At 28.6% G+C, this 22,973-nt stretch carries 19 protein-coding genes and 1 pseudogene; 10 read left to right on the forward strand and 10 right to left on the reverse strand.

Annotated elements, in window-relative coordinates; translation table 11 throughout:
* Window positions 1–36: 36 nt before the first annotated feature.
* The 7 genes and pseudogenes from ACRCZX_RS07935 to ACRCZX_RS07965 form a co-directional block, all read right to left on the reverse strand.
* Window positions 37–1,644, reverse strand: coding sequence for an AbgT family transporter (locus ACRCZX_RS07935; protein WP_438582388.1), 1,608 nt, complete (start codon window positions 1,642–1,644; stop codon window positions 37–39).
* A gap of 231 nt (window positions 1,645–1,875) precedes the next feature.
* Complete coding sequence (locus ACRCZX_RS07940) at window positions 1,876–3,573, reverse strand: flavocytochrome c (RefSeq protein ID WP_438582389.1); 1,698 nt, start codon at window positions 3,571–3,573, stop codon at window positions 1,876–1,878.
* 28 nt (window positions 3,574–3,601) lie between these two features.
* Entirely contained in the window at window positions 3,602–4,207 is a 606-nt protein-coding gene (locus tag ACRCZX_RS07945; protein WP_438582448.1) for a copper homeostasis protein CutC, read from the reverse strand.
* Window positions 4,208–4,237: 30 nt separating this feature from the next.
* A pseudogene (locus ACRCZX_RS07950) lies at window positions 4,238–4,642 on the reverse strand (MOSC domain-containing protein); the annotation flags it as partial.
* Between the two features lies 1 nt (window position 4,643).
* The gene (gene moaA / locus ACRCZX_RS07955) at window positions 4,644–5,633 is read right to left on the reverse strand and encodes a GTP 3',8-cyclase MoaA (protein ID WP_438582390.1); all 990 of its coding nucleotides are present in this window, start codon (window positions 5,631–5,633) and stop codon (window positions 4,644–4,646) included.
* Between the two features lie 24 nt (window positions 5,634–5,657).
* Complete coding sequence (locus ACRCZX_RS07960) at window positions 5,658–6,620, reverse strand: aromatic acid exporter family protein (protein ID WP_438582391.1); 963 nt, start codon at window positions 6,618–6,620, stop codon at window positions 5,658–5,660.
* On the reverse strand, window positions 6,620–7,864 hold the full coding sequence (locus ACRCZX_RS07965) for a helix-turn-helix transcriptional regulator (RefSeq protein WP_438582392.1): 1,245 nt from the start codon (window positions 7,862–7,864) through the stop codon (window positions 6,620–6,622). The genes ACRCZX_RS07960 and ACRCZX_RS07965 overlap by 1 nt, the downstream gene beginning before the upstream one ends.
* Window positions 7,865–8,116: 252 nt before the next feature.
* Here ACRCZX_RS07965 and fdhF point away from each other — a divergent pair, with 252 nt between their 5' ends.
* From fdhF to ACRCZX_RS08005, 8 genes are all read left to right on the forward strand, one after another.
* A complete protein-coding gene (gene fdhF / locus ACRCZX_RS07970) occupies window positions 8,117–10,783 on the forward strand; it encodes a formate dehydrogenase subunit alpha (RefSeq protein ID WP_438582393.1) in 2,667 nt (888 codons plus the stop codon).
* Window positions 10,784–10,793: 10 nt separating this feature from the next.
* Entirely contained in the window at window positions 10,794–12,509 is a 1,716-nt protein-coding gene (locus ACRCZX_RS07975; RefSeq protein WP_438582394.1) for a [FeFe] hydrogenase, group A, read from the forward strand.
* A 73-nt stretch (window positions 12,510–12,582) separates the two neighbouring features.
* On the forward strand, window positions 12,583–13,368 hold the full coding sequence (locus tag ACRCZX_RS07980) for a substrate-binding domain-containing protein (protein ID WP_438582395.1): 786 nt from the start codon (window positions 12,583–12,585) through the stop codon (window positions 13,366–13,368).
* A gap of 1 nt (window position 13,369) precedes the next feature.
* Window positions 13,370–13,999, forward strand: a complete 630-nt coding sequence (locus ACRCZX_RS07985; protein ID WP_438582396.1) for an ABC transporter permease — start codon at window positions 13,370–13,372, stop codon at window positions 13,997–13,999.
* Entirely contained in the window at window positions 14,000–14,623 is a 624-nt protein-coding gene (locus ACRCZX_RS07990) for an ABC transporter ATP-binding protein (protein WP_438582397.1), read from the forward strand.
* Window positions 14,608–15,348, forward strand: coding sequence for a formate dehydrogenase accessory sulfurtransferase FdhD (fdhD, locus tag ACRCZX_RS07995; RefSeq protein ID WP_438582398.1), 741 nt, complete (start codon window positions 14,608–14,610; stop codon window positions 15,346–15,348). The genes ACRCZX_RS07990 and fdhD overlap by 16 nt, the downstream gene beginning before the upstream one ends.
* Complete coding sequence (locus tag ACRCZX_RS08000) at window positions 15,335–16,540, forward strand: molybdopterin molybdotransferase MoeA (RefSeq protein ID WP_438582399.1); 1,206 nt, start codon at window positions 15,335–15,337, stop codon at window positions 16,538–16,540. The genes fdhD and ACRCZX_RS08000 overlap by 14 nt, the downstream gene beginning before the upstream one ends.
* Window positions 16,533–18,431: a molybdopterin biosynthesis protein gene (locus tag ACRCZX_RS08005; RefSeq protein WP_438582400.1), complete on the forward strand. Its 1,899-nt coding sequence runs from the start codon at window positions 16,533–16,535 to the stop codon at window positions 18,429–18,431. The genes ACRCZX_RS08000 and ACRCZX_RS08005 overlap by 8 nt, the downstream gene beginning before the upstream one ends.
* A gap of 32 nt (window positions 18,432–18,463) precedes the next feature.
* Here the strand turns inward: ACRCZX_RS08005 and panF are convergent, their stop codons facing one another.
* From panF to ACRCZX_RS08020, 3 genes are read right to left on the reverse strand one after another with little or no spacing between them, the layout of a single operon-like run.
* Window positions 18,464–19,912, reverse strand: coding sequence for a sodium/pantothenate symporter (gene panF / locus ACRCZX_RS08010; protein WP_438582401.1), 1,449 nt, complete (start codon window positions 19,910–19,912; stop codon window positions 18,464–18,466).
* A gap of 13 nt (window positions 19,913–19,925) precedes the next feature.
* Window positions 19,926–20,159 (reverse strand): YhdT family protein, encoded by a 234-nt coding sequence (locus tag ACRCZX_RS08015; RefSeq protein ID WP_438582402.1) that lies wholly within the window; start codon window positions 20,157–20,159, stop codon window positions 19,926–19,928.
* A gap of 59 nt (window positions 20,160–20,218) precedes the next feature.
* A complete protein-coding gene (locus ACRCZX_RS08020) occupies window positions 20,219–21,430 on the reverse strand; it encodes an FprA family A-type flavoprotein (protein WP_438582403.1) in 1,212 nt (403 codons plus the stop codon).
* Window positions 21,431–21,690: 260 nt separating this feature from the next.
* Here ACRCZX_RS08020 and lgt point away from each other — a divergent pair, with 260 nt between their 5' ends.
* A complete protein-coding gene (lgt, locus tag ACRCZX_RS08025; protein WP_438582404.1) occupies window positions 21,691–22,563 on the forward strand; it encodes a prolipoprotein diacylglyceryl transferase in 873 nt (290 codons plus the stop codon).
* Window positions 22,563–22,958: an META domain-containing protein gene (locus ACRCZX_RS08030; RefSeq protein WP_438582405.1), complete on the forward strand. Its 396-nt coding sequence runs from the start codon at window positions 22,563–22,565 to the stop codon at window positions 22,956–22,958. Before lgt ends, ACRCZX_RS08030 begins: the two co-directional genes overlap by 1 nt.
* The last annotated feature ends 15 nt before the right edge of the window (window positions 22,959–22,973 follow it).

A 22,973-nucleotide genomic window follows, 5' to 3' on the forward strand; every position in this document is an offset into this window, starting at 1 on the left:
AAAGGATGAAGATTTTTTCTTCATCCTTTTAAATTATTACATAAACATACTAACTCCAGGTCCAATAGGTAATCCTAAATATGTCCAACCAATAAACATGATTGTCCAACCGATTAAGAATACGATTGAGTATGGAAGCATCATTGCAATAATAGTTCCAATTCCCATCGATCCCTCTTTCTCTTCATATTTAGCAGCAAAACCAACTATGATAGGGAAATAAGACATTAATGGAGAGATTATGTTTGTAGTAGAATCTCCAATTCTATAAGCTAACTGAGTATACTCAGGAGTTAGTCCTAATTCAACAAACATTGGAATGAATACAGGTGATAACATTAACCATTTTGATGAAGCTCCACCAATAAATAAGTTAACGAAAGCAGTTAAGAATATTAATCCAACCGCTGCCCAGATTCCAGAAATTCCTAAATCTTTTAAAACTCCAGCAAGTTTAACAGCAATAACAATTCCTATGTTTGATTTTGAGAAAACATAAACGAATTGAGCTGAAACGAATATAATAACTAGAACTTGTCCACAAGAAGCCATAGCAGCAGTCATAGCTTTTATAACATCTTTGTGTGATTTAACAGTTTTAGCAGCGATACCATAAGCTAATCCAGGTATAAAGAAAGCTAGCATAAGTATGTAAACAATAGAATCACTAAAGAATGGTTTTAAAATTTCCATAGTTCCAGGTTGTCTACTGTTAGTAGCAACAAATTTAGCAATCTCTTCAGATGTTAATTTGAAAACAGCATTTTCAGGAAGTACCATTAAACAAATTAGAACAATGAATCCTATCATAGCAATACCAGAAGCTTTTAATCCTTTTTTCTCTTCAGGAGTAATTTGACCATTTAAATCAACATCAACCTTAGGTCCTTTGTAACTTCCTAGTCTAGGCTCAACAATTTTATCAGTAAGCCAACCACCAACAAACGTAATAAAGAATGTTGATACAAACATAAAGAAGAAGTTTGCAGTAGGAGTAACTGAGTATCCAGGTAAAACGATTTGAGCAGCAGCAGTAGTTATTCCACCAAGTAAAGGATCAGTAGTTCCAATTAAAAGGTTAGCAGAGAATCCACCAGAAACTCCAGCAAACGCAGCGGCTATACCAGCAAGTGGATGCCTTCCAAATGATAAGAAAATAACTGCTCCAAGTGGAATAAGAACAACATATCCAGCATCTGATGCAATATTAGACATAACACCAGCAAATACAACTATTGCAGAAACTAGTTGTTTAGGTGTTGAAATAACAATTTTTTTAATTAAAGAGTTTAATAGTCCAGTTCCTTCAGCTAATCCAACTCCAAGCATAGCAACAACAATTGATCCAAGTGCCGCATGACCTGTAAAGTTTTTAACTGTTGTACCAAATATTTCTCTAATACCACTTCTTGTTAGAAGATTTTGAACATAAGTTGTTTTTTCAATAACCTCACCGGAAGTCCTTGAAATTTCTTTATAGTTAACAGAAACACCCATGTAAGAAAGAAGTACAGAGAAAATAACTGTAATAACAAAGAAACCAAAGAACATTGCAACTGGATGTGGCAATTTGTTTCCAGTTACTTCAACAAAGTTTAAGAATTTTTCGAAGAAGCTCATTTTTTTTGTAGAATTTTTAGCCATTTATTCCTCCCTAAATATTAAAGTATGTATAAACATATGAAAAAATTGAAAATTTTTTTTCAAATTTTAGATTTATAAAATATATAACTCCTATTCATATTTTATAATCTCAAATAATTTTAACATAAATTTAATTATAAATCAATATAAATTTTCAAAAAAAAACAAAAAACCGCATTTTTTTTTTCATAAACATGCGGTTAAAAAACTTAAAGTTTGTTTAAAGAACAATTAATTAGAAAAACTACTTGCATTTTCTCCAGCGAGCTTTCCAAATACAGCTATATCAACAACAGCATTTCCACCTAATCTATTAGCACCATGGACTCCTCCAGTAACTTCACCAGCAGCATAAAGCCCACTTATTGGTTCGTTATTAGATAGAACTTCGGCTTTTTCATTAATTCTAATCCCACCCATAGTATGATGAACAGCAGGAGCTACTTCAACACTATAAAAAGGTGGAAGATTTAAACTTGTTTTTAAACTTTGTCTTTTGAAATCAAGATCATTTCCAGATTTCACATTTTCGTTATATTTAGTGAAAGTTTTTTGTAATTTTTCAGAAGAAATATCTAATTTATGAGCTAATTCTTCTACTGAATGGGCTTTTGTTAAATAGCCTTTCTTTTCATAACTATCAATAGCTTTTAAACTTTTCTTAACATTTTCATCAAATACAAGAAAAGCACTTTTGTTTTTTTGTTCAAGTTCAGCTTTTGAAACAACATCTCTTGTGTCTAATTCATTCACGAATCTTTCACTATCTCTATTGATAAGTATAGCTCCATTACCTCTAACAGCTTCTGTAATCATAACACTGTTAGAAGGAATAACAGTTGGATGAGTTTGAATTTCATTCATATCTACAAAATCAGCATTAACAGATTTAGCTAAAGTTATACCATCACCAGTAGCACCTTTGTGATTTGTTGTACCAAAACCTTCTAGAGAAGAGTTATTTTCAACAATCATATCTGAATTTGCTCCAAATCCACCAGTGGCAATAACAACAGCAGTAGAGTTAATTATATATTTTTGTCCGTTAGGAGCTTTTACAACAACTCCTCTAATAGCTTCACCATCATAAATAAGTGATTCAGCAAAAGTAGAAAGCCTAATATCCACACCAGAAATTTTAGCTGATTTAGAAAGAGCAGCAATCATATTTGGCCCAACAGATGCTCCACCAGTAGGTCTATGAGTTCTATCAACACTTTGTCCTCCCATTCTTCCAAGGTCGTTTAGGTCAACTCCTTTTGCAATTAACCAATCTACAATTTCAGAAGATGAGTAAGCCATTTTAGTTACTAAAGCTTTATTATTTGTATTTTTTCCACCTTTCATAGTATCTTCAATAAAAGTTTGAACAGAATCTTTTATATTCTTAGATTTTTGAACAGATGTTTCAGCTGCATTAAATCCACCAGTAGCATAATTTGTATTTCCACCTAAAATAGCGGCTTTTTCAATTAAAATAACTTCAGAACCTTTATCTTTAGCAGCAATAGCAGCACTAAGACCAGCTCCCCCACCACCAATTATAACAATATCAGTAGTAATATCGTTATAAACGACAACTTTTTTTTCTCTAGTTTTTAAATCAGCATCAGAGTCTTTAACAGCTCTAGTTATAGCTCTTTTTAGTCCAATACTAGTAGCTGTAGCTCCAGCGATATTATCTACTTTAACAGATTGAGTTTCAATAATTTCAGAAATAATAGAGTTCATTCCATCCATTGTAAAACTACTTTCGTTTTGTTCTAAAATTTCAATATTTTTAATTTCATCATTTGTAATTTTGACTTTAACTTTGATATCCCCATTGTACCCCTTTGCAGAAGAGATATACTCTTTTGCACTAATTAAGCATGTCGTAAAAATAAAAATACTTAAAAATATTAATTTTGTTTTTTTGAAAAATGTCATAAAATACCCCACTCCCTTTTGTATTTTTTTAAATAATTTTTTTACCGTGATATTCTGTATTAGGAATTAAATTTTCAACTTTATTAAAATTATACTTTGTAATCCCACCACAAACTACAATTTTAATTTTATCTTGAGCTATTTTGATAAATTTGTTTAAAAGCTCTGCTCCCTCAATAGCTGTATCTTTTTTTCCAGAAGTTAAAATTCTATCAATGCCCATTTCTGCAAGTTTTAAAATATCATCTTCTGGATATTCTACTTCATCGATAGCTTTATGGAAAGTTATACTCATAGGTTTAGTAAGCTGAACAAGTGTTTGAAGTAAAGAATAGTCAATTTTTTTATCTTTATTTAAAACACCAAAAACAACCCCCAGAACACCAAGCTCTTTACATATTTTGATATCCTCTTTCATAATTTCAATTTCACCTTTTGAATAACAGAAATCTCCACCTCTAGGTCTAATCATAACAAAAGTAGGAATTGCTAGCTCTCTTATTTTTTTTATAGTTCCAAACGAGGGAGTTGTTCCACCTTCATGTAAGTTTTCACAGAGTTCAATTCTATTGGCACCTTTTTCAATAGCAGTTAAAGCTTCATCGTATGATCCAACACAAGCTTCTAAGATAATAGGTGAATCAATAACCTCAATAAAATCACCAGCAGAAATTTCTCCCCCAAGAATTACTCTTGCAAAAACACCTTCACGAGGCATAATACAATCCCCTACTCTATGGTATATTTTACAATGATGATGACATTGCTTACCTTTTTGAGTTATTTCAAGAAGTGCATCTCCTATTTTTAATGTAGCTCCAACAGCTAAATTTTTTAAATCAACACCTTCAACAATAAGATTTTCACCAAAAGCTCCAAAATCAACATTGCCACCTTTTTTATTGAAGTCGTTAATTTTTTCAACTTCTAATAAGCTTATTTGTCTATGCCAATTACCAGCATGAGCATCTTTTTGAAGCCCAAAATTTTGAATAAGAACACCTTTTTCAATTACACTTTTTTCGGTACCTTTTTCTTCACTAATACAAATTGCAATAATTTTACCCATTTTATCCTCCTATTTCATTCATACCTTTTGTTTCTATTTTTTTAATATCTTCAATACTTTTAATGCAATCCATTTGATGTTCTTTTGGTTTTTTATTATATATTGCATCTTCTATAATTTGAGCTAAATCTTCGGTTGAAACATTTGCTTTTAAATATGGAATAAGATCAATTCCTTCATTATAATGTAAGCAAAGTTTTAAGAAACCTTCAGACGTAACTCTAACTCGGTTGCATTTGTCACAAAATCTATTTGAAAGTGGACTTATAAATCCAATCTCACCAAGGAATCCATTTATTTTATAATAATTTGCAGGTCCATCGGTTTCTAAATTGTTGTGTTTTTCTAAAATATAGTGTTTTTTTATTAAAGATAATACTTCTGAATTTTTAACAGAAGTAAATTTTTTACCTTCTCCAATAGGCATAAGCTCAATAAATCGAACTCCAATATTTAAATTTTTTGTTAGATTTACAAAATCAAATATTTCATCATCGTTAACATCTTTCATAATAACTACATTTAAACGAACTTTTTCAAAGTTTTTTAAACATGCTTTTTTTATGCTTTCAAAAACAGTATGAAAATCACCACCACGTGTTATTTCATTATATTTTTTTGGATTTAAACTATCTAAGCTAATATTGATTCGATTTAATCCATTCGCTTTAAATAAATCAATATTTTCTAAAAGTTTAAAGCCATTAGTTGTAATAGCAATTTTATCGATTCCATTAATCTGATGAATTTTTTTTAAGATATCTAAAAAATCACTTCGAACACAAGGCTCGCCTCCAGTGATTCTAATTTTTTTAATTCCAATTAAAGAAAATGCTTTTACAATTTTTTCAATTTCATCACTTTTTAATAAATCTGAATTGTTATGAAATTTTGTAACTTTTTCGGGAAGACAGTATTGACACTTTAAATTACAATGATCTGTAATTGAAAGTCTTAAATAATTAATCTGTCTTTTACTTTTATCAAACATATATTCTCCTTAAACAACTAATTATTAATTTTTATAATTACTTTGAAACTCTATTTTAGATTTTAAGAATTCTTCCATTTCTTGTAATAACTGAAATAATGTAGCTCTGTTTTCAAATTCAGCTCGAGTTTTTGGTAAGGGGAAATTTGAAAAAAGTTCGGTTAAATTTTTATGTTCTTTAATTAATGGAACTGTATTTCCATCAATGCTAACACTATCTGCGACTTTCCATATAAAATCAGCAATAATAAGACTATATTCATGAGTTATATATAATCTGCTAAAACAAGTTCTCATTCTTGTTAAAATTCTATATTGTCTTCTTCTTAAAGAGAAAAAGTCTAGATTTTCATTACATTTATCAAAAAGAGAGTTATCATAATCTAATAAAGAAAATTTTCGTCCCTCTTCAATTGTGGATTTTAATAGTTTGAAATTTTTATTTTCATTTACAGAAACACAGCTACACTGTAAACTTTCAGCTATGTCAATTAAAATTGTTTTTAATACTGAATCTACTTTTGATTTAGTATTATCAATCGCCTTTGAGTTAGTTGGCATATATAGATTAAGCAAGTTTCCTATAAAAAGTCCTAAAATTAAAACATAAAATTCATTTAGTAAAAAATTAACAGAAATAGCTTTTTCACTTAAAATATGTGTTGCTAAAACTGTAGTAACTAAAAACCCTTGTGTAATTCTAAATTTTATACAAAGTGGCATAAAAATAAGAATGAAGAGGCCAAATGTGACATACTGGTATCCTAAGAAAAAAGATAGAAATATAAAAAGTGACATTCCTAAAATAACAGCTAAAAAACGTTCGATAGTAATTTTGATACTATCACTTTTTGTAGCTTGTATAGATATAATAGCAATTATACTAGCTGTTAATCCATATTTTATACCAAAATAATCTGCAATATAATAAGCTAAAAAAGAACCTAAAGCAGTTTTAATAACTTTGTGATCAAAATATTTAAACATCAAAAACCTCCTGTATACTTTTTTCTGAATTGAAGTGGTGTATAAAGAAATTTATTCTTAAAACTCAATGAAAATTTACTTGAATTTGAAAAGTTTAATTTCGAAGAAATCTCAGTGACACTTAGTTTAGTTTCAAGAAGAAGAACTGACGCATATTCTAATTTTTTATTGATAATATATTTTGATGGACAGAGCTCAAAATTGTTTTTAAAGAGTTGCAACAAAGCATTTTTATTGTACCCAAAAACAGATTTTAATTGATTAATAGATAAATTAGTATTTTCTAAATTATCATCAATATATTTGGTTATTTTTATTAGATTATCTTCTGATAAAACCTTAAATTTTAGTCTCTTTTCTTCTTCTAAAAGTTCTAAAATAATATTTGTTAAAAAATTTAGAACTAAGATTTTATTATTTTCTAATAAACTTAGTTTTTTAAAAAATTGAGATGATTGTTTATCAATTTTCCAAGGTATTTTTTTTATAGAACAGTTAATCTTCTGAATATTAAAATCTTTTAGAAATTTATCTTTTATATGAATTGTAAGATAGTTCACATCATTTGTCAAAACTTTATATTGTCCTAAAGAGATTCCCTTAGTTATAAGAGCTTCATTTTCATTCAAAATAATTGTATCTTTTTTAAAACCAATCTGTCCGAGTTCACAAAATCTTATTGTTAAACCAAAACTAGATAACAGTGAAGGGCTAAAATCTTTAAAAAAATTTTTTCTTATTGAAATAATATCACAGTATGCATCTGAATAGATATCAAAAAACTCTTTTTCAGAAGAAAAACCTTCTAATTTTTCTTGAAACATCTCTTTATTAAAATCAAATACATTAGATATTATAGTTGAATTTCTTTTTAAAAAATTAATTAAAGAAGCTTCATAAAAACCGTTTTTCTGGATAGCTTCAATACTTTGAAAAGCGTCTAATTTTAGTATTTCTCGATTTCTATAATAGTCCACAGCTAGTTTGAAATTTTTTTCTTTTGTTTTATTTGTAATAAAGATAATAGATTCTTTTTTATTTAAAATATCAAATATGTTAAAATTATTACTCATCATTTTTTCATGAAAAAAAGTTATTATCTCAAGTTGATCATCTAATAAAAATTCCTGTATATTTTCAATTAAAAACTTATATAAATTTAAAATTTTTAAATACTCGTAATAAATATTTTTATTATGATTTTTTATTATATTTTCCAATTTATTTATAATATTTTGGTCCATAAATTCACTTCCTTAGAGTTTATTTATTATAATATATCAAAAAAAAATTAAAAACAACCTTTTTGTTTTTTTTATTGTGAAAAAAAGTACTATTTTTGAATTTAGAGATACTTTTTAATGTACTAAAAGTGAAAATATGATTTTTTATATAAATAACTATAGTTTTTGTTTCATAAAAAAGTGACTAAAAGATATTTTTTATAAACTTCAAAAATTTTATACTCTCATATAAGTTAATTATTTTATAGGAGGTTGGAATTGAGTATAAAAGTCAATAAAAGAGAGTATAATTTTAAAGAAAATACTTTACTTTTAGACTTTTTAAGATCTTTAGATATAGCTATTCCAAGTTTATGTCATGATGATAGAATAGATCATAATGAACAAGAATGTGGAATATGTGTTGTAGAAGTAAATGGAGAGTTAAAAAAAGCTTGTCATATAAATTTACAAGATAATATGGTTATAAAAACGCATAGTGAAAAAGTTCTTGAAAAACGTAGAAAAGTATTAGAAAGTATAATTGAAAATCATGCTCTTGATTGTTTAGGATGCAAAAAGTCAGGAGAGTGTAAGTTACAAGATTATTGCTATGAATATGAAGTTCATCAAAGCAAAAATAGTTATGAAGAAGAACTATCAATAGATAATTCAAATCCATTTTACACAATTAATCCAAACAAGTGTATCGCTTGCGGAAAGTGTGTAGAGGTTTGTAAAAATCTTCAAGGAAGTAATATTTTAGAACTAAAAGAGATTTCTGGAAGAAAATATGTAGGACCTAGAGAAGATAAATTGGTAAATAATACAAAATGTATGTCTTGTGGTAACTGTGTAAGTGTTTGCCCAGTGGGAGCATTATTACCGAAAGAAAAAGAAAGTTTTAGAATATGGGAAACAAAAGAAGTAAGAACAACTTGCTCGTATTGTGGAGTGGGGTGTCAAATAGATTTTGTTGTTAAAGATAATAAAATAGTAGATGCAAAGCCGTCTAATATAGCACCTAACGATGGACTATTATGTGTAAAAGGAAAGTTTGGTTATAAATTTGTAAACCATCCAGATAGAATAGAAACACCTTTTATTAGAAAAAATGGTAAGTTAGAGCCAGCAACTTGGGAAGAGACATATTCTCTAATAGGCAGTAAAATGAGTGAAATAAAAGAAAAGTATGGTGCAGATGTATTTGGTGGATTAACTTCGGCTAGATGTACAAATGAAGATAACTATATTTTCCAAAAACTTTTTAGAGCAGTAATAGGAACGAATAACGTTGACCATTGCGCTCGTCTTTGACACAGTTCAACAGTTGCCGGGTTAGCAACTACGTTGGGAAGTGGAGCTATGACAAACAGTATTGAAGAAGTCGTAGACTCAAAAGTTATCTTTATAATAGGGTCAAATCCAAGAGAGAATCACCCTGTTATAGGAGCTAAAATAAGAACAGCTAAATTAAATGGCGCAAAAGTGATTGTTGCCGATCCTAGAATGATCGATTTAGCTGATGATGCAGATGTATTTTTACAAATTAAATTAGGAACAAATATAGCACTTATAAACGGAATGATGCACGTAATAATAAAAGAAAAACTTTATAAAAAGGAATATATAGAAAAACAAACTGAAAATTTTGAAGAACTATCTCAATTAGTACAAAAGTATACTCCAAAATATGTTGCAAATATTTGTGGAATAGATGAAGAGTTAATAGAAAAAGCAGCAAGAATATATTCAGAAGATGTAGCTTCTATATTTTATGCAATGGGAATAACTCAACACAAACATGGAACAAATGGGGTTATGAGTTTATCTAATTTAGCTCTTTTATGTGGAAATATAGGAGTTAAATTTGGAGGTATAAATCCTTTAAGAGGTCAAAACAATGTGCAAGGGTCTTGTGACATGGGTGGACTTCCAGATTCATATCCTGGATATCAAAAAGTTTATAATTCAGATATTAAAGCAAAATTTGAAAAAGAATGGAACGTTGAGTTATGTGATAGAGTTGGATATACGATTCCAGAAATGATGCATAGAGCAGCTCATAAAGATTTAAAATGTTTGTATATAATGGGAGAGAATCCAATGGTTTCAGATCCTGATATAAACCATATAAAGCATTCTTTAGAATCTTTAGATTTTTTAATAGTTCAAGATATATTTATGACTGAAACAGCAGAGCTTGCTCATGTAGTTCTACCAGCACTATCTTTTGCTGAAAAAGATGGTACGTTTACAAATACAGAGAGAAGAGTTCAAAGAGTTCGGAAAGTTGTTGAAAGAGATGGTGTAGAGCCAGACTGGAAAATAATAAATAATATTATGAATTTATTGGGATATGATGAAGTTTATTCTTCACCAGAAGAGATAGCAAAAGAGATAGCAAAAGTTACACCTCAATATAAGGGATTAACTTATGAATTAATAGAAAATATAGGAGTACCTTGGCCAATTAAATCGAATGGAGAGGGAACCGCTATTTTACATTTAGATAAACCAATAAGAGGTAAAGGTATGTTTGTACCTTCTGAGCAAGAGCTTTTAGGAGAAAATCCTTCAGCAGAATATCCATATTTAATGACAAATGGTAGAAATTTATATCATTATCATACAAGAACTATGACAGGAAAAGTAGATGGACTAAATGAAAAATCTCCAGAATCATATATTGAGATAAATCCAGAAACAATGAGAAAACTAGATATATTAAATGGTGAAATGATAAAAGTTATATCTAGAAGAGGAGAAATAACAACAAAAGTAGCTGCGAACGAAGGAATACTTCAAGAGTTATTCTTCATGCCTTTCCATTTTGCAGAGGGAGCTTGTAACGTTTTAACTGGTGCAGATCGTTTAGATGATAAATCTGGGATACCAGAGTTAAAAGTAACTGCGGTAAGAATCGAGAAGTTAATTTAGTGGAGGATTTATGAATTATCAAATAGAGATTGATGGAGTTTTAACAAATATAAAATCTACTCATACAATATTAGATAGATGTAGAGAGTTAGGTATACATATACCTACTCTTTGTCATCATGAGGATTTAGGAAGCCAAAAAGTTTGTGGAATATGTTTAGTTGAATGTAATGGAAGTTATATAAAATCATGTGAGACATATCCTGAAAATGGGATGGTTATAAAAACTAATACTCTTGAAATATGGAATAAAAGAAAAGATATCTTAAACAAAATTATGGAAACGCATCCAAATGATTGCTTAACTTGTGAAAAATCAAAAGGAGATTGTGAATTACAAAATGTTGCTTTTGAATATAATATTGTAAACAGAAATAAAGAAGAGATTAATAAATATGAAATAGACAATAGTTCATCTGGAATAACAAGAAATTTAAATAAATGTATTTTATGTGAAAAATGCGTAGCTGTCTGCAAAAATGCTCAAGGGTTAGGAATTTACGAAATTATTCAAAAAGATGGAGTTAAAGAGATTGTAATTAAAGATGGTAAAAAATTAGGAGACAGTGATTGTGTATCATGTGGACAATGTGTTAAAGTTTGTCCTGTAGGTGCTTTAACAGAGAAAAATAGTGTTACACATCTAAACAATTTATTAAAATCATCAGAAAAACATATAATAGTTCAAATGGCACCAGCTATAAAACATACAATAGGAGAAGAGTTCTTTATTGAACCAGGAGTAGATGCTACATCTAAAATGGTAGCAGCATTGAAAAAATTAGGTTTTGATAAAGTCTTTAGTACTGATTTCTCAGCAGATGTTACAATAATGGAAGAGGGTACAGAATTAATTGAAAGAGTAATAAAAGGTAAAGGAAAGTTACCAATGTTTACATCTTGTTGCCCAGGATGGGTAAATTATGTAGAGCAATCTTATCCAGATTTTATAGATAATTTATCAAGTTGCAAATCGCCACAACAGATGTTTGGAGCTCTTGCAAAATCTTATTATTCTGATAGTGTGAATATAAAGAAAGAGGATATATATGTTGTAGCAATTATGCCTTGTACTGCTAAAAAAGGCGAAAGCGAAAGAGAGCAGATGAGAGAACATGGAATTAGAGATGTAGATTTAGTTATAACAACAAGAGAGTTTGCTAAATTGATAAAAATGAACGACATAGATTTTGAATCACTACCAAATGACTTAACTTATGATTCATTTATGGGACTGGGTTCAAGTGCAGGTAGAATGTTTGGTTCTTCTGGTGGTGTAATGGAAGCTGCTTTAAGAACAGTAACTCATATATTAACTGATGGTAAGTTGGACAAAATAGAGTATAAAGCTTTAAGAGGTTTTGAAAATATAAAGTCAGCAGAGATTGTTTTAGAAGATAAAACAATTAAGGTTGGAGTTATAAATGGAATAGGCTCTGCTAAAAAAGTACTAGATGCGATTCAAAAAGGTGAAATTTATTTTGACTTTATAGAAGTTATGGCTTGCTATGGAGGTTGTATTAGTGGAGGAGGAGCTCCAATTCCAGATAACTTAGAGATTAGAAAAGCTAGAATGGAAGGAATGCATAGTTTTGACTCTAACTCTACGTTAAGAAAATCTCATGAAAACATAGAAGTACTAGATTTATATAAAAATTATTTAAAAGAACCTTGTGGTCATAAAAGTCATCATATATTACATACAACATACTCTAAAAAAAGATAAACACAAAAAATAGGATATTAATATATAGGATATTAATATTCTATTTTCTTTTAAATAAAAAAAAGGAGAAGCTATGAAAAAAATTTTAATAATAGTAGTTTTATTAGCTGCTACAAAAATATATTGTAAAGATCTTTTAATGGGAACAACAACATCTTTAGATGATACTGGATTTTTAACAGAAATATCAAAAGTTTTAAAAGCAGATTCAGGAATCGAGCTGAAATGGATAGCGAAAGGAACAGGGGAAGCTTTAGAATTAGGAAAAAGAGGAGATGTAGATATTTTATTTACACATGATCCTTCACGAGAGGAAAAGTTTATAAAAGATGGTTATGGAACAAAAAGACATCCTTTGATGAATAACTATTTTGTTTTTGTAACTAATAAAGAAAAAGATATAGCAGCTTATCCAAAAAGTTCAGTAGAATTATTAGAAAAAATTAAAAAAGAAAATTTGATATTCGTATCAAGAGGAGACAACTCAGGAACGCATTCTAAAGAGCGTAGTTTATGGAAAATGGCCCAAATAGAGACTGATTTCAAAAATTACAAAGAAGCTGGATTAGGAATGGCTAAAACATTGAATTTAACTTCAGAGTTAAAAGGAATAACACTATCGGATAAAGGAACTTATTTAAAAGTTAAAAATAAGTTTGGATTGGAAGAGATTCCTTTAAATGAAAAAGAATCATTGAAAAATATATACTCAATTTTAGAACTGTCAAATGTGGATTCTTCTAAAAAAGAGGACATAGAAAAATTCTTGAAATTTATGGAATCTAAAAAAGCCATGAAAATAATAGAGAACTATGGAAAAACTGAATTTAAAGAACCGTTATTTAATGTGGAGAAGTAATTTGAATAAAGAAATTTTTGAAATAATTTATTTATCTTTATTTGTAAGTGGTTTAGCTAGTATTTTAAGTTTCTTATTAGGTTTTTCTATAAGTATATGGTTATTTTTAAAGAAAAATACACTATCTAAAAGGTTGTTAGAATTTTTTAGAGCTCTTACAGGAGTTCCAACAGTAATTTATGGGCTGATAGTTTTGTTACTTCTTTCTAGAAAAGGTATTTTAGGTTTTTTAAATGCTTTATTTACACCAACAGCAATTATAATAGCTCAGTTTTTACTCTTACTTCCTTTAGTAGTAACTCTTTCTTCTGAAATTTTAGAAAAAGATGGAATACGTATATTAAATACTTGTAAAATTCTACATATACCAGAAACAAAGATAAAAAAAGTTTTTTTTAAAGAGTTAAATAAGAGTTTTTTAGGAGTTTTGTTTATAGCTTTTTCAAGAGCAATATCAGAAGTAGGAGCTGTTATGATTGTAGGTGGAAATATAAAAGGATATACAAGAGTTATGACAACTTATATTTCATTATCTACATCTATGGGTAATTATTCCAGCTCTTTAATAATAGCTGGAATTTTGCTTTTTTTATCTTTTTTTGTAAATGTTATAGTGAAAAGGGTGAAATAGTTGATAGAGATAAAAGAAATTAAAAAATACTATAAAGATAAGCTTATTTTAAAAATAGATAACTTTATTTTTAAAGATAAAAAAATTTATTCTATAATGGGAAAAAACGGTTCGGGAAAGAGTACACTTTTAAGCGTTTTAGCTCAAGTTATAGAGAGTGATAAAAAAATTATTTATTACAAACAAGAAGATCTTATTTTATGTCCTCAAGAAGTTGTTTTTTTAAAAGGAACATTATTTTACAATTTAGTAGAACCTTTTAATTTAACAGGTCTATATTTAGACAAACAAAAATTAGCAAATTTTTTAGTAGACTTTGGATTAGATAATTTAAAAAATTCAGAAATAAAAAATTTGTCTGGTGGAGAAAAAGCAAAAGCACAATTTATAAGAACACTACTTTATAATAAAGAAGTAGTACTTTTAGATGAACCGACAGCGAGTATGGATAAAAAAAGTAGTTTTATTGTTGAAGATGCTATACTAGATTTAAAGAAAAAAGGAAAGATAGTAATAATAGTAACTCACGACTATGAGCAAGCTTGTAGAATAAGTGATTATATATATGAAATGGATAATGGAGAATTAGTATTGAAAAAGGAGTTTTTATGTCGGGAAAATTAAAAGTTTGTGAAGAAGCACCAGTTGAATTAAGATTAAATAGAGAAAAACTTGTGACATTTATGTGCACACCTTATAATTTAGAGGATTTAGCATTAGGGCATCTTTACACAAGAGGTTTAATAAACCAAAAAGAAGATTTAGAAAGTGTTGCTGCTTGTAAAGATTTAAAATTAATAATGGTATATACAGACAAAGAAGTAAAAGACGATTTGTTTACAATTCCTAAAGTTGTATTAAGTGGATGTGGTAGCGGTGCTCTTTTTGATGAAAAAGTTATGACAAAAGAGAAGATAGAGTACAAGAATAAAATTTCTTTAGAGTTGATAAAAAAAACAGCTAGAAATATGTTGGAATCAGCAGAGATGTACAAAAATACAGGTGGAATGCATTCGGCATCAATCGGAACTTTGGATGGAAAAGCAGTTTCAAGAGAAGATATAGGAAGACATAATGCTGTTGACAAAGCTATTGGAGCAGCTTTAAATGCAGAATTTGATTTAAAAAATTGCATAATAACAACAACAGGAAGATTATCATTAGATATGGTATTAAAAGCAGTAGCAACTAAAATTCCAGTTATTGGAACAATAAGTATTCCAAGTAGTCTTGCAGTTCAGTTAGCACAAAAATTAGGTGTTTGTTTAATTGGAAGAGTTGCTAAAAACGATCCGATTGTTTATACTTTTCATGAGAGATTAGAAGTGAGGGAAAATGAAATTTTTTAAAACAGTAAGCTTAGAGTTTGCAATAGAAAATATAAAAATGAGAATAGAAAAAGAGTTAGAAAAAGAGGAATTACCTCTACATTTAGTTTTGAATAGAGTTATAGCGGAAAATATTTTTGCAACAATGAACCTACCATCTTTCACAAGATCAACAGTAGATGGTTATTGTGTAAAGGGTCAAGATATTTATGGTGGCAGTGAATTTTCTCCAATACCGTTAAAACTAATTGGAGAAAGTGAGATGGGTTTAGAAAATAACTTATCTATTGAATCAGGAGAGTGTATCTATGTTCCTACAGGTGGAATGTTAAGTAATAATTCAGACACAATGGTTATGATTGAAGATTGTGAAACTTTAGGAGATGAAATTTTAATAAATAAAGGAATAGCACAATTTTCAAATGTAATTTTTGAAGGAAGTGAAGTAAAAAAAGAAGAGTTATTAATAAAAGAAAATCAGAAATTGAACTCTTCTCACATAGCGGTATTAGCTTCTATGGGAATAAACAAGGTAAAAGTGTTTAAAAAAATTAGATTTTCAATAATATCAACAGGAGATGAAGTTGTAGAGTTAGGAAATGAGTTGAAAAAAGGAGAGATATATGATATTAATACTCATATATTTAGAGCTTTAATAGAAGAGGGATTTGGAGAAGTTCAAAGTACTTTTTTAGTTAAAGATAACTGTAACGATTTATCACGGACTTTAAATAAAGCATTAGAGAATTCTGAGGTTGTTATGATTTCAGGTGGAAGTTCTGTTGGAGTAAGAGATTTTACAGAAAAAGCAATAAAAGATATTGGTGGAGAAATTTTTGTTCATGGAATAGCTTTAAAACCAGGAAAACCAACAATAATTGCCAAATATAAAGATAAGTTTGTATTTGGTATGCCAGGACATCCACAATCAGGAGTAAGTGTATTTAAAGCTTTAATAGAACCCATTTTTTTAAAGAAAAATAGAGTAAAAGTTTATGGAGAGTTACAAGAAAATATATATGGTGATCCAGGAAAAACAACTTATATAAATGTACGATTAGAAAATGATACAAAAAAACTATTCGTATACCCAATTAAGAGTAAGTCAGCTATGGTGAAACCTCTTTTAGAAGCAACGGGGTATATAGTAATTCCAGAATATAAAGAGGGACTTTATAATGGTGAAATGGTGGAGGTTGTATTAAATGACTAAAAGAAATATATATATTGATAATATTGATGTAGACAAGGCTTTAGAAAAGTTTTTTTTTAATTTAGATATAAAATCAGAATTAGAATTCATTTCTACAATAGAATCTGTAGGAAGAGTAACATCAAGAGCAATTTTTGCAAAGTATTGCTCTCCAACTTATCCTGCAAGTGCTATGGATGGAATATTTTTATTTTCAGAGAAAATAAAATTCGCTGATGATATGAATCCAGTTTATTTAACAGAAAATGATTTTAAATATGTTAACACAGGAAATACTCTTGATTTATCTACTGGAGATTGTGTTGTTATGATTGAAGAGTTAATTCATTCTGGAGAGGGAAAATTTAAACTAATAAAAAGTGCAAAACCTTGGCAACATATTAGACCAGTTGGAGAAGATATTGTAAAAGGTGAGATGATTCTAAAATCAAATCATAAAATCCTTCCACAAGACTTAGGAGCTTTAATAACTGCTGGAATAAAAGAGATAGAGGTTTATAAAAAACCATCTGTTGCAATAGTTCCAACAGGAGATGAGGTTATTGATATATTTAAAGAGGATTTTAAAGAGAACTCTGTAATAGACTGTAACTCTTATATTTTTTCAGCTCAAATAAAAGAGTGGGGTGGAGTTCCAACTATTGAAAAAAAATTAAAAGATAACTTTGAAGAGATGAAAAGTGAGATATATAGTTTATCTAAAAAATATGATATTGTTTTAATAAATGCAGGTTCGTCAGCGGGAAGTAAAGATTACGCCAAAAGTGTAATAGAAGAGATAGGTGAAGTTATAGTTCACGGTGTTGCAATAAAACCAGGAAAACCAACAATTCTAGGTAAAGTAAATGGAAAACCTGTTGTAGGAATACCAGGATATCCAGTTTCAGCATATTTAGCTATGGATATATTTGTAAAACCTCTTTTAGAGAAAATTACTTTTTTATTAAATGAAGTTAAATATATTGATGGAGTTTTAGGTAAAAAAATAGTTTCATCTTTAAAACATAAAGAGCTTGTAAGGATAACTTTACAAAAAACAGAAAAAGGTTATATAGCTATGCCATTAGCTAGAGGAGCAGGTATAACAACAAGCTTATCTAAAGCTGATGGAATATTAGAAATTCCAAAAGAAGTTGAAGGGATTTCAGCTGGAGAGAAAGTAAAGATAAAACTATTAAAGCCTTTAAAAGAGATTGATGATAACTTAATATCTGTTGGAAGTCATGATATTGTTATGGATCTAATTGGAGATTCAATAAAATTATGTTCGACTCATGTTGGAAGTTTTGGTGGAATATTGGCTATTAAACAAGAAAATGCACATATAGCACCTATTCATATGTTAGATGAAGAAACTGGAGAGTATAATATAAGTTTTATAAAAAAATATTTTCAAAATGAAGATATGTTTTTAATAAAAGGTATTGAAAGAGTTCAAGGGATTATAGTGAAAAAAGGAAATCCTTTATCTATAAAAAGTATAGAAGATTTATTGTCTAAAAAAGTAAAATTAGTTAATAGACAAAGAGGTGCAGGCACAAGAATTTTATTTGATTATCTTTTAAAAAAATTAAATGTTAACATTAAAGAGTTGTCAGGGTATGACTATGAAGTATCAACACATTTAGATGTAGCAATGGCGATAAAAAATAATATGGCTGAAGCTGGTCTCGGAATAATGGAAGCTGCAAAAATAGCAGATTTAGATTTTATTCCTATTGGAAAAGAAGAGTATGATTTTTTAGTTAATCCAAAAATGAAAAATGATAGTAAAATACTTCAGTTTGTAGAATTTTTAAAATCAGATTATTTTAAAAATGAAGTAGAAAAACTAGATGGTTATTCTCTAAAAAATCCAGGTGAAATAATAGAAGTTAAAAAATCAAAATAAAAAAAAGCTCGAATTATTTGAGCTTTTTTTTGTTAAAAATTAAAGAATATATCTATTGTTTCATCATCAGGCTTCTTTCCTAAATAAGAACCAATTATGAATACAACTAAACTCATAAAGATAACTGGAACAATTTGGTGAAGTCCAGAGAATGTTACTTTGAAAACTGAGAAATATATATATGATGCTACCCCGAAAATCATAGAAGAGATAGCGCCAACAGCATTTGCTCTTTTCCAATATAATCCCATGATAATAGGACAGAAAAATGCTGCTTCTTGACCAGCAAGAGCAAAAAGATTTATCCAAACTAAAAGATCAGGAGGATTAAGTGATAATAAAAATACAATAAGACCTATAAATAGTGATGTAAATAGTGAAAGTTTTTTTATTGTTTTATCTGTAGGTTTTTTATTAATATAGTTCATGTATAAATCCTTAACAATTGTTGCTGAAGAAAGAATCAAGAAAGAATCCACAGTAGACATTATAGCAGCTAGAGGGCCACCAATAAAGACTCCAGCTAAAATTGGATGTAAGTTACCAATAGCGAGCGTGGGGATTATTTTATCGCCAATTGCGACCCCAGGAAGGATAGCAGCTCCCATCACACCTATAAGATGCATTAAAAGTAAAAGAACGCCAACAACTGATGTACCAATAATCATTGCGTTATGCATAGATTTACTATCTTTGAATCCCATACATCGAACTGATGTAGCAGGTAAACCCAAAATAGCAACGCCTACTAGCATCCAGAATGATAATATAAAAGGTTTTGCAATATCTCCACCAGCATCAGGAGTTAATAAAGCAGGATTTGTATTTTGTATTGTTCTCATAATATTTTCCATTCCACCACCTGTTTTCAATAGAGTGAAGAATAAAATACCAGATGCAATTAACATAACTCCACCTTGAATAGCATCAGTTAAAGCAACTGCTCTAAATCCACCAATTGTAGTATAAGTTATAATTACAAATGAAAAGATAACTAAACCAACAACATATGGTAAACCTGTTACACTTTCAAACAGACGAGCACCGCCAACAAAGTTAGCAACAATAGTACCTATAAAAAAAATTAACATAGTAACAGATCCTAAAATAACAACAACATCATTTTTATAACGAGCTCTTAATAAATCAGTTATAGTTAATCCATTGATTCTTCGAGAGATAATAGCCAAACGTTTTCCTAAAATTCCTAAAGTTAAAAATGCAGTAGGAGTTTGAATACAAGCTAAAAGAACCCATCCTAATCCCATTTTATAAGCAATTCCAGGTCCACCTATAAATGAACTCGCTCCAATATATGTAGCAATAATTGTCATAGCTAAAACAAAACCACCCATATTTCTGCTTCCGATAAAGTATTCTGTCATAAAGTCAACGTTATCACTATTTTTAATTTTATTAACTTTCCAAGCGACACCCAACATTAAAAAAAGATATAAAATAATTGGTAAAAGTATAAGCATAAAAAATTCCCCCTTAATCTAAATCAATATCTTTAAAAAATAATTTTACAGCTATAAAAACTAGAAAATTGATGACAACCAATCCTAAAACACACGAATAGAAAAACCAACTAGGTAAACCAAAAATAAAGGTATTGTTATCCCACTTATAGATAAAGGCAAAAAAATACCACCAACAAAAATAAAAAACATAAAGAATAATTGTAATAATAGCTTCTTTGTTAATTTGATTAATCTTTTTTTTCACTTAAAATCCTCCCTAACGTAAAAAAAGAGAGCTAAGTTGCTCTCTTTAAATTTTTAGAACTACTGTCTTTCACTTTTTAACTTTTCAGCCATAGCTTTAGCAATATTTTCTAATCTTTTTTGATCTTCTAAAGTTGGTTCTCCTTTAGCTTCAACAGATTCACCAATAACTTCAATTCCAGGAAGAGCAGCAGCAAAAGCTTCAATACCTTTTACACCACCACCACTCCATAGCATATTTCCAAAGATTCCAAGATATCTATTTTTTAAACCATAATTTTTTAATTTATGTAAAAGCCCTTGTAGAGCTGGATAAACATCGTTGTTATGAGCTGCAGATCCAATAATAAGCCCCTTATATTTCCAAATATCGCTGATAATATAAGAGTGATCAGTTTTTGAGGCATCGTATACTTTTATATTTTTAATTCCATTCCAAGAAAGTTCTCTAGCAATGACATTTGCCATTTTTGCAGTTGTTCCATAAAGAGTTCCATAAACAATTATTACTCCCTCTTCTTCTGGTGTAAAACTAGCCCAATTAGAGAAATGTTTAATAACTACAGAAACATCGTGTCTCCATAAAATTCCATGTGAAGGACAGATATATTTTATTTCAAGTGCACCTAATTTTTTTATTGCATTCAAAACTTGAGTTCCATATTTACCAACAATATTAGCATAATATCTTCTCATTTCATCTTCGTAGAATGAAAAATTAATTTCGTCATCAAAGATTCCACCATCTAAAGTACCAAAACTTCCAAAAGCATCATTAGAGAATAAAATCTTATCAGTTATATCATAAGTAACCATTGATTCTGGCCAATGTACCATTGGAACCATTGCAAATGTTAAAACATGAGTACCTAAATTTAAAGTATCACCCTCTTTAATACAGATAAACTTTGTTTCGTCAAAATTATGAATAAAAGCTTTAATCATTTTTAAAGTGATTACGTTTCCAATTATTTTGGCTTCTGGAAATTGTGACATAACATCACCTAAAGAACCAGAATGATCAGGTTCCATATGATTTACTATTATGTAGTTAAGAGGTTTTCCTTTTAATATTCCGTTTATTTTCTCAATAAACAAACCAGCTGTAGAGAAATCAACCGTATCAATAATACAAGTTTTTTCGTCATTTATTAAATATGAGTTATAAGCAACTCCCTGTGGTAATGGCAGATAATTTTCAAATCTTTCTGTTTTTCTATCGTTAGTTCCAATCCAGAAAACTTTTTCTGTAATAGGTGCGTGATAATGCATATTTTCCTCCTTGATAATTTTATTTAATTAATATAATAATTGTATATATTTTAATCTAAAATCATTAAAAATTCAACTATAATCGTAAAAATAAACAAAAATTAAATATAGATTAACAAAAAGTGTACAAAATAATATAAATAATACATAAAAGTGGGTTATATAGATACGAAAATACAAAAAAAGTTTTACGAAAATATCTACAAATGGTATAATTAAAACAAAACTGATACACAATTATTTTAAAAAGGGAGTGTGAAATGGATCCGATATTTTTTGAAATAGGAAGTTTTAAGTTAAGTTACTATGGATTGTGTTATGCAATAGCATTTTTTGTAGGAATAGAGCTGTTGAAAAAAGAGGGTATAAAAAAAGGAATATCAAAAGCTGTAATAGAAGATTATGCTTTTATAGCTATGATTTCAGGTCTTCTAGGAGGAAGGCTTTATTATGTTTTATTTAATTATAGTTATTATTTAAGTAATCCAGCAGATATAATAGCTGTATGGAAAGGTGGAATGGCAATTCACGGCGGAATACTAGGTGGATTTATTGGAACTCTAATATATTCTCAAAAAAAGAAACTTAATACATTTCAATTAGGAGATATGGTAGCACCGTTCATGCTTTTAGGTCAAGGTATAGGAAGATTTGGAAATTTGGCAAATGGAGAGGTTCATGGAGTTCCTACTTTCACACCTTTAAGTATAATATTTAAGATAAAACCTAGCTTTTATGAGTGGTATAATAAGTATAATCTTTTAGACTTAGCTCAAAAATCTGAATATAAAGAATTAGTTCCTTGGGGATTAGTATTTCCAACGACATCTCCAGCTGGTTCAGAGTTTCCTAATTTACCTCTTCATCCAGCGATGCTTTATGAAGCAGGACTTAATTTTATAGGTTTCTTTTTTCTATATTTTTGTTTAAAAAATAAAAATTATGCGACAGGAACAGTTTGGTGGTCATATATAATTGTATATAGTATAAATAGAATAATCGTAAGTTTTTTCAGAGCTGAAGATCTTATGTTATTAGGACTTAGAGCACCTCATATAATAAGTTTAGGAATGTTAATTATAGCTATAATAATGATTTTTATTATTAATAAAAAATCTTGGAGGGGAAAATAGTGAAAAAAATCTTAGGAATTCTGTTCGTGTTTACAATTTTATTTGGAGGTTGTACAAGTTTAAAAAGTAAAAATAAAAAAGTAGTAGGAAAAGAATACATTCTTATCCAAGAAAATGTAATGCCTAATATATTAATAGGATTTGATGAACACAATTTTTATGGATTTTCAGGAGTAAATAATTATTTTGGTAGATATAATAGAAAAGGAAATAAAATAAAAATAGAAAAATTAGGTGCTACATTGATGGCTGGTTCTGAAAAAGTTATGAAAATAGAAAAGGAATATTTAGATAAACTTGATCAAATAGTAGCAATAAGTTTTGAAGAAAATATATTAGTCTTAAAATTAAAAGATGGATCTTTATTAAAATTTAAAGAAAACAAAAAAAGATAGATACTTATCTTTTTT

This window comes from Cetobacterium sp. (assembly GCF_051658645.1).
Lineage (GTDB): Bacteria > Fusobacteriota > Fusobacteriia > Fusobacteriales > Fusobacteriaceae > Cetobacterium_A.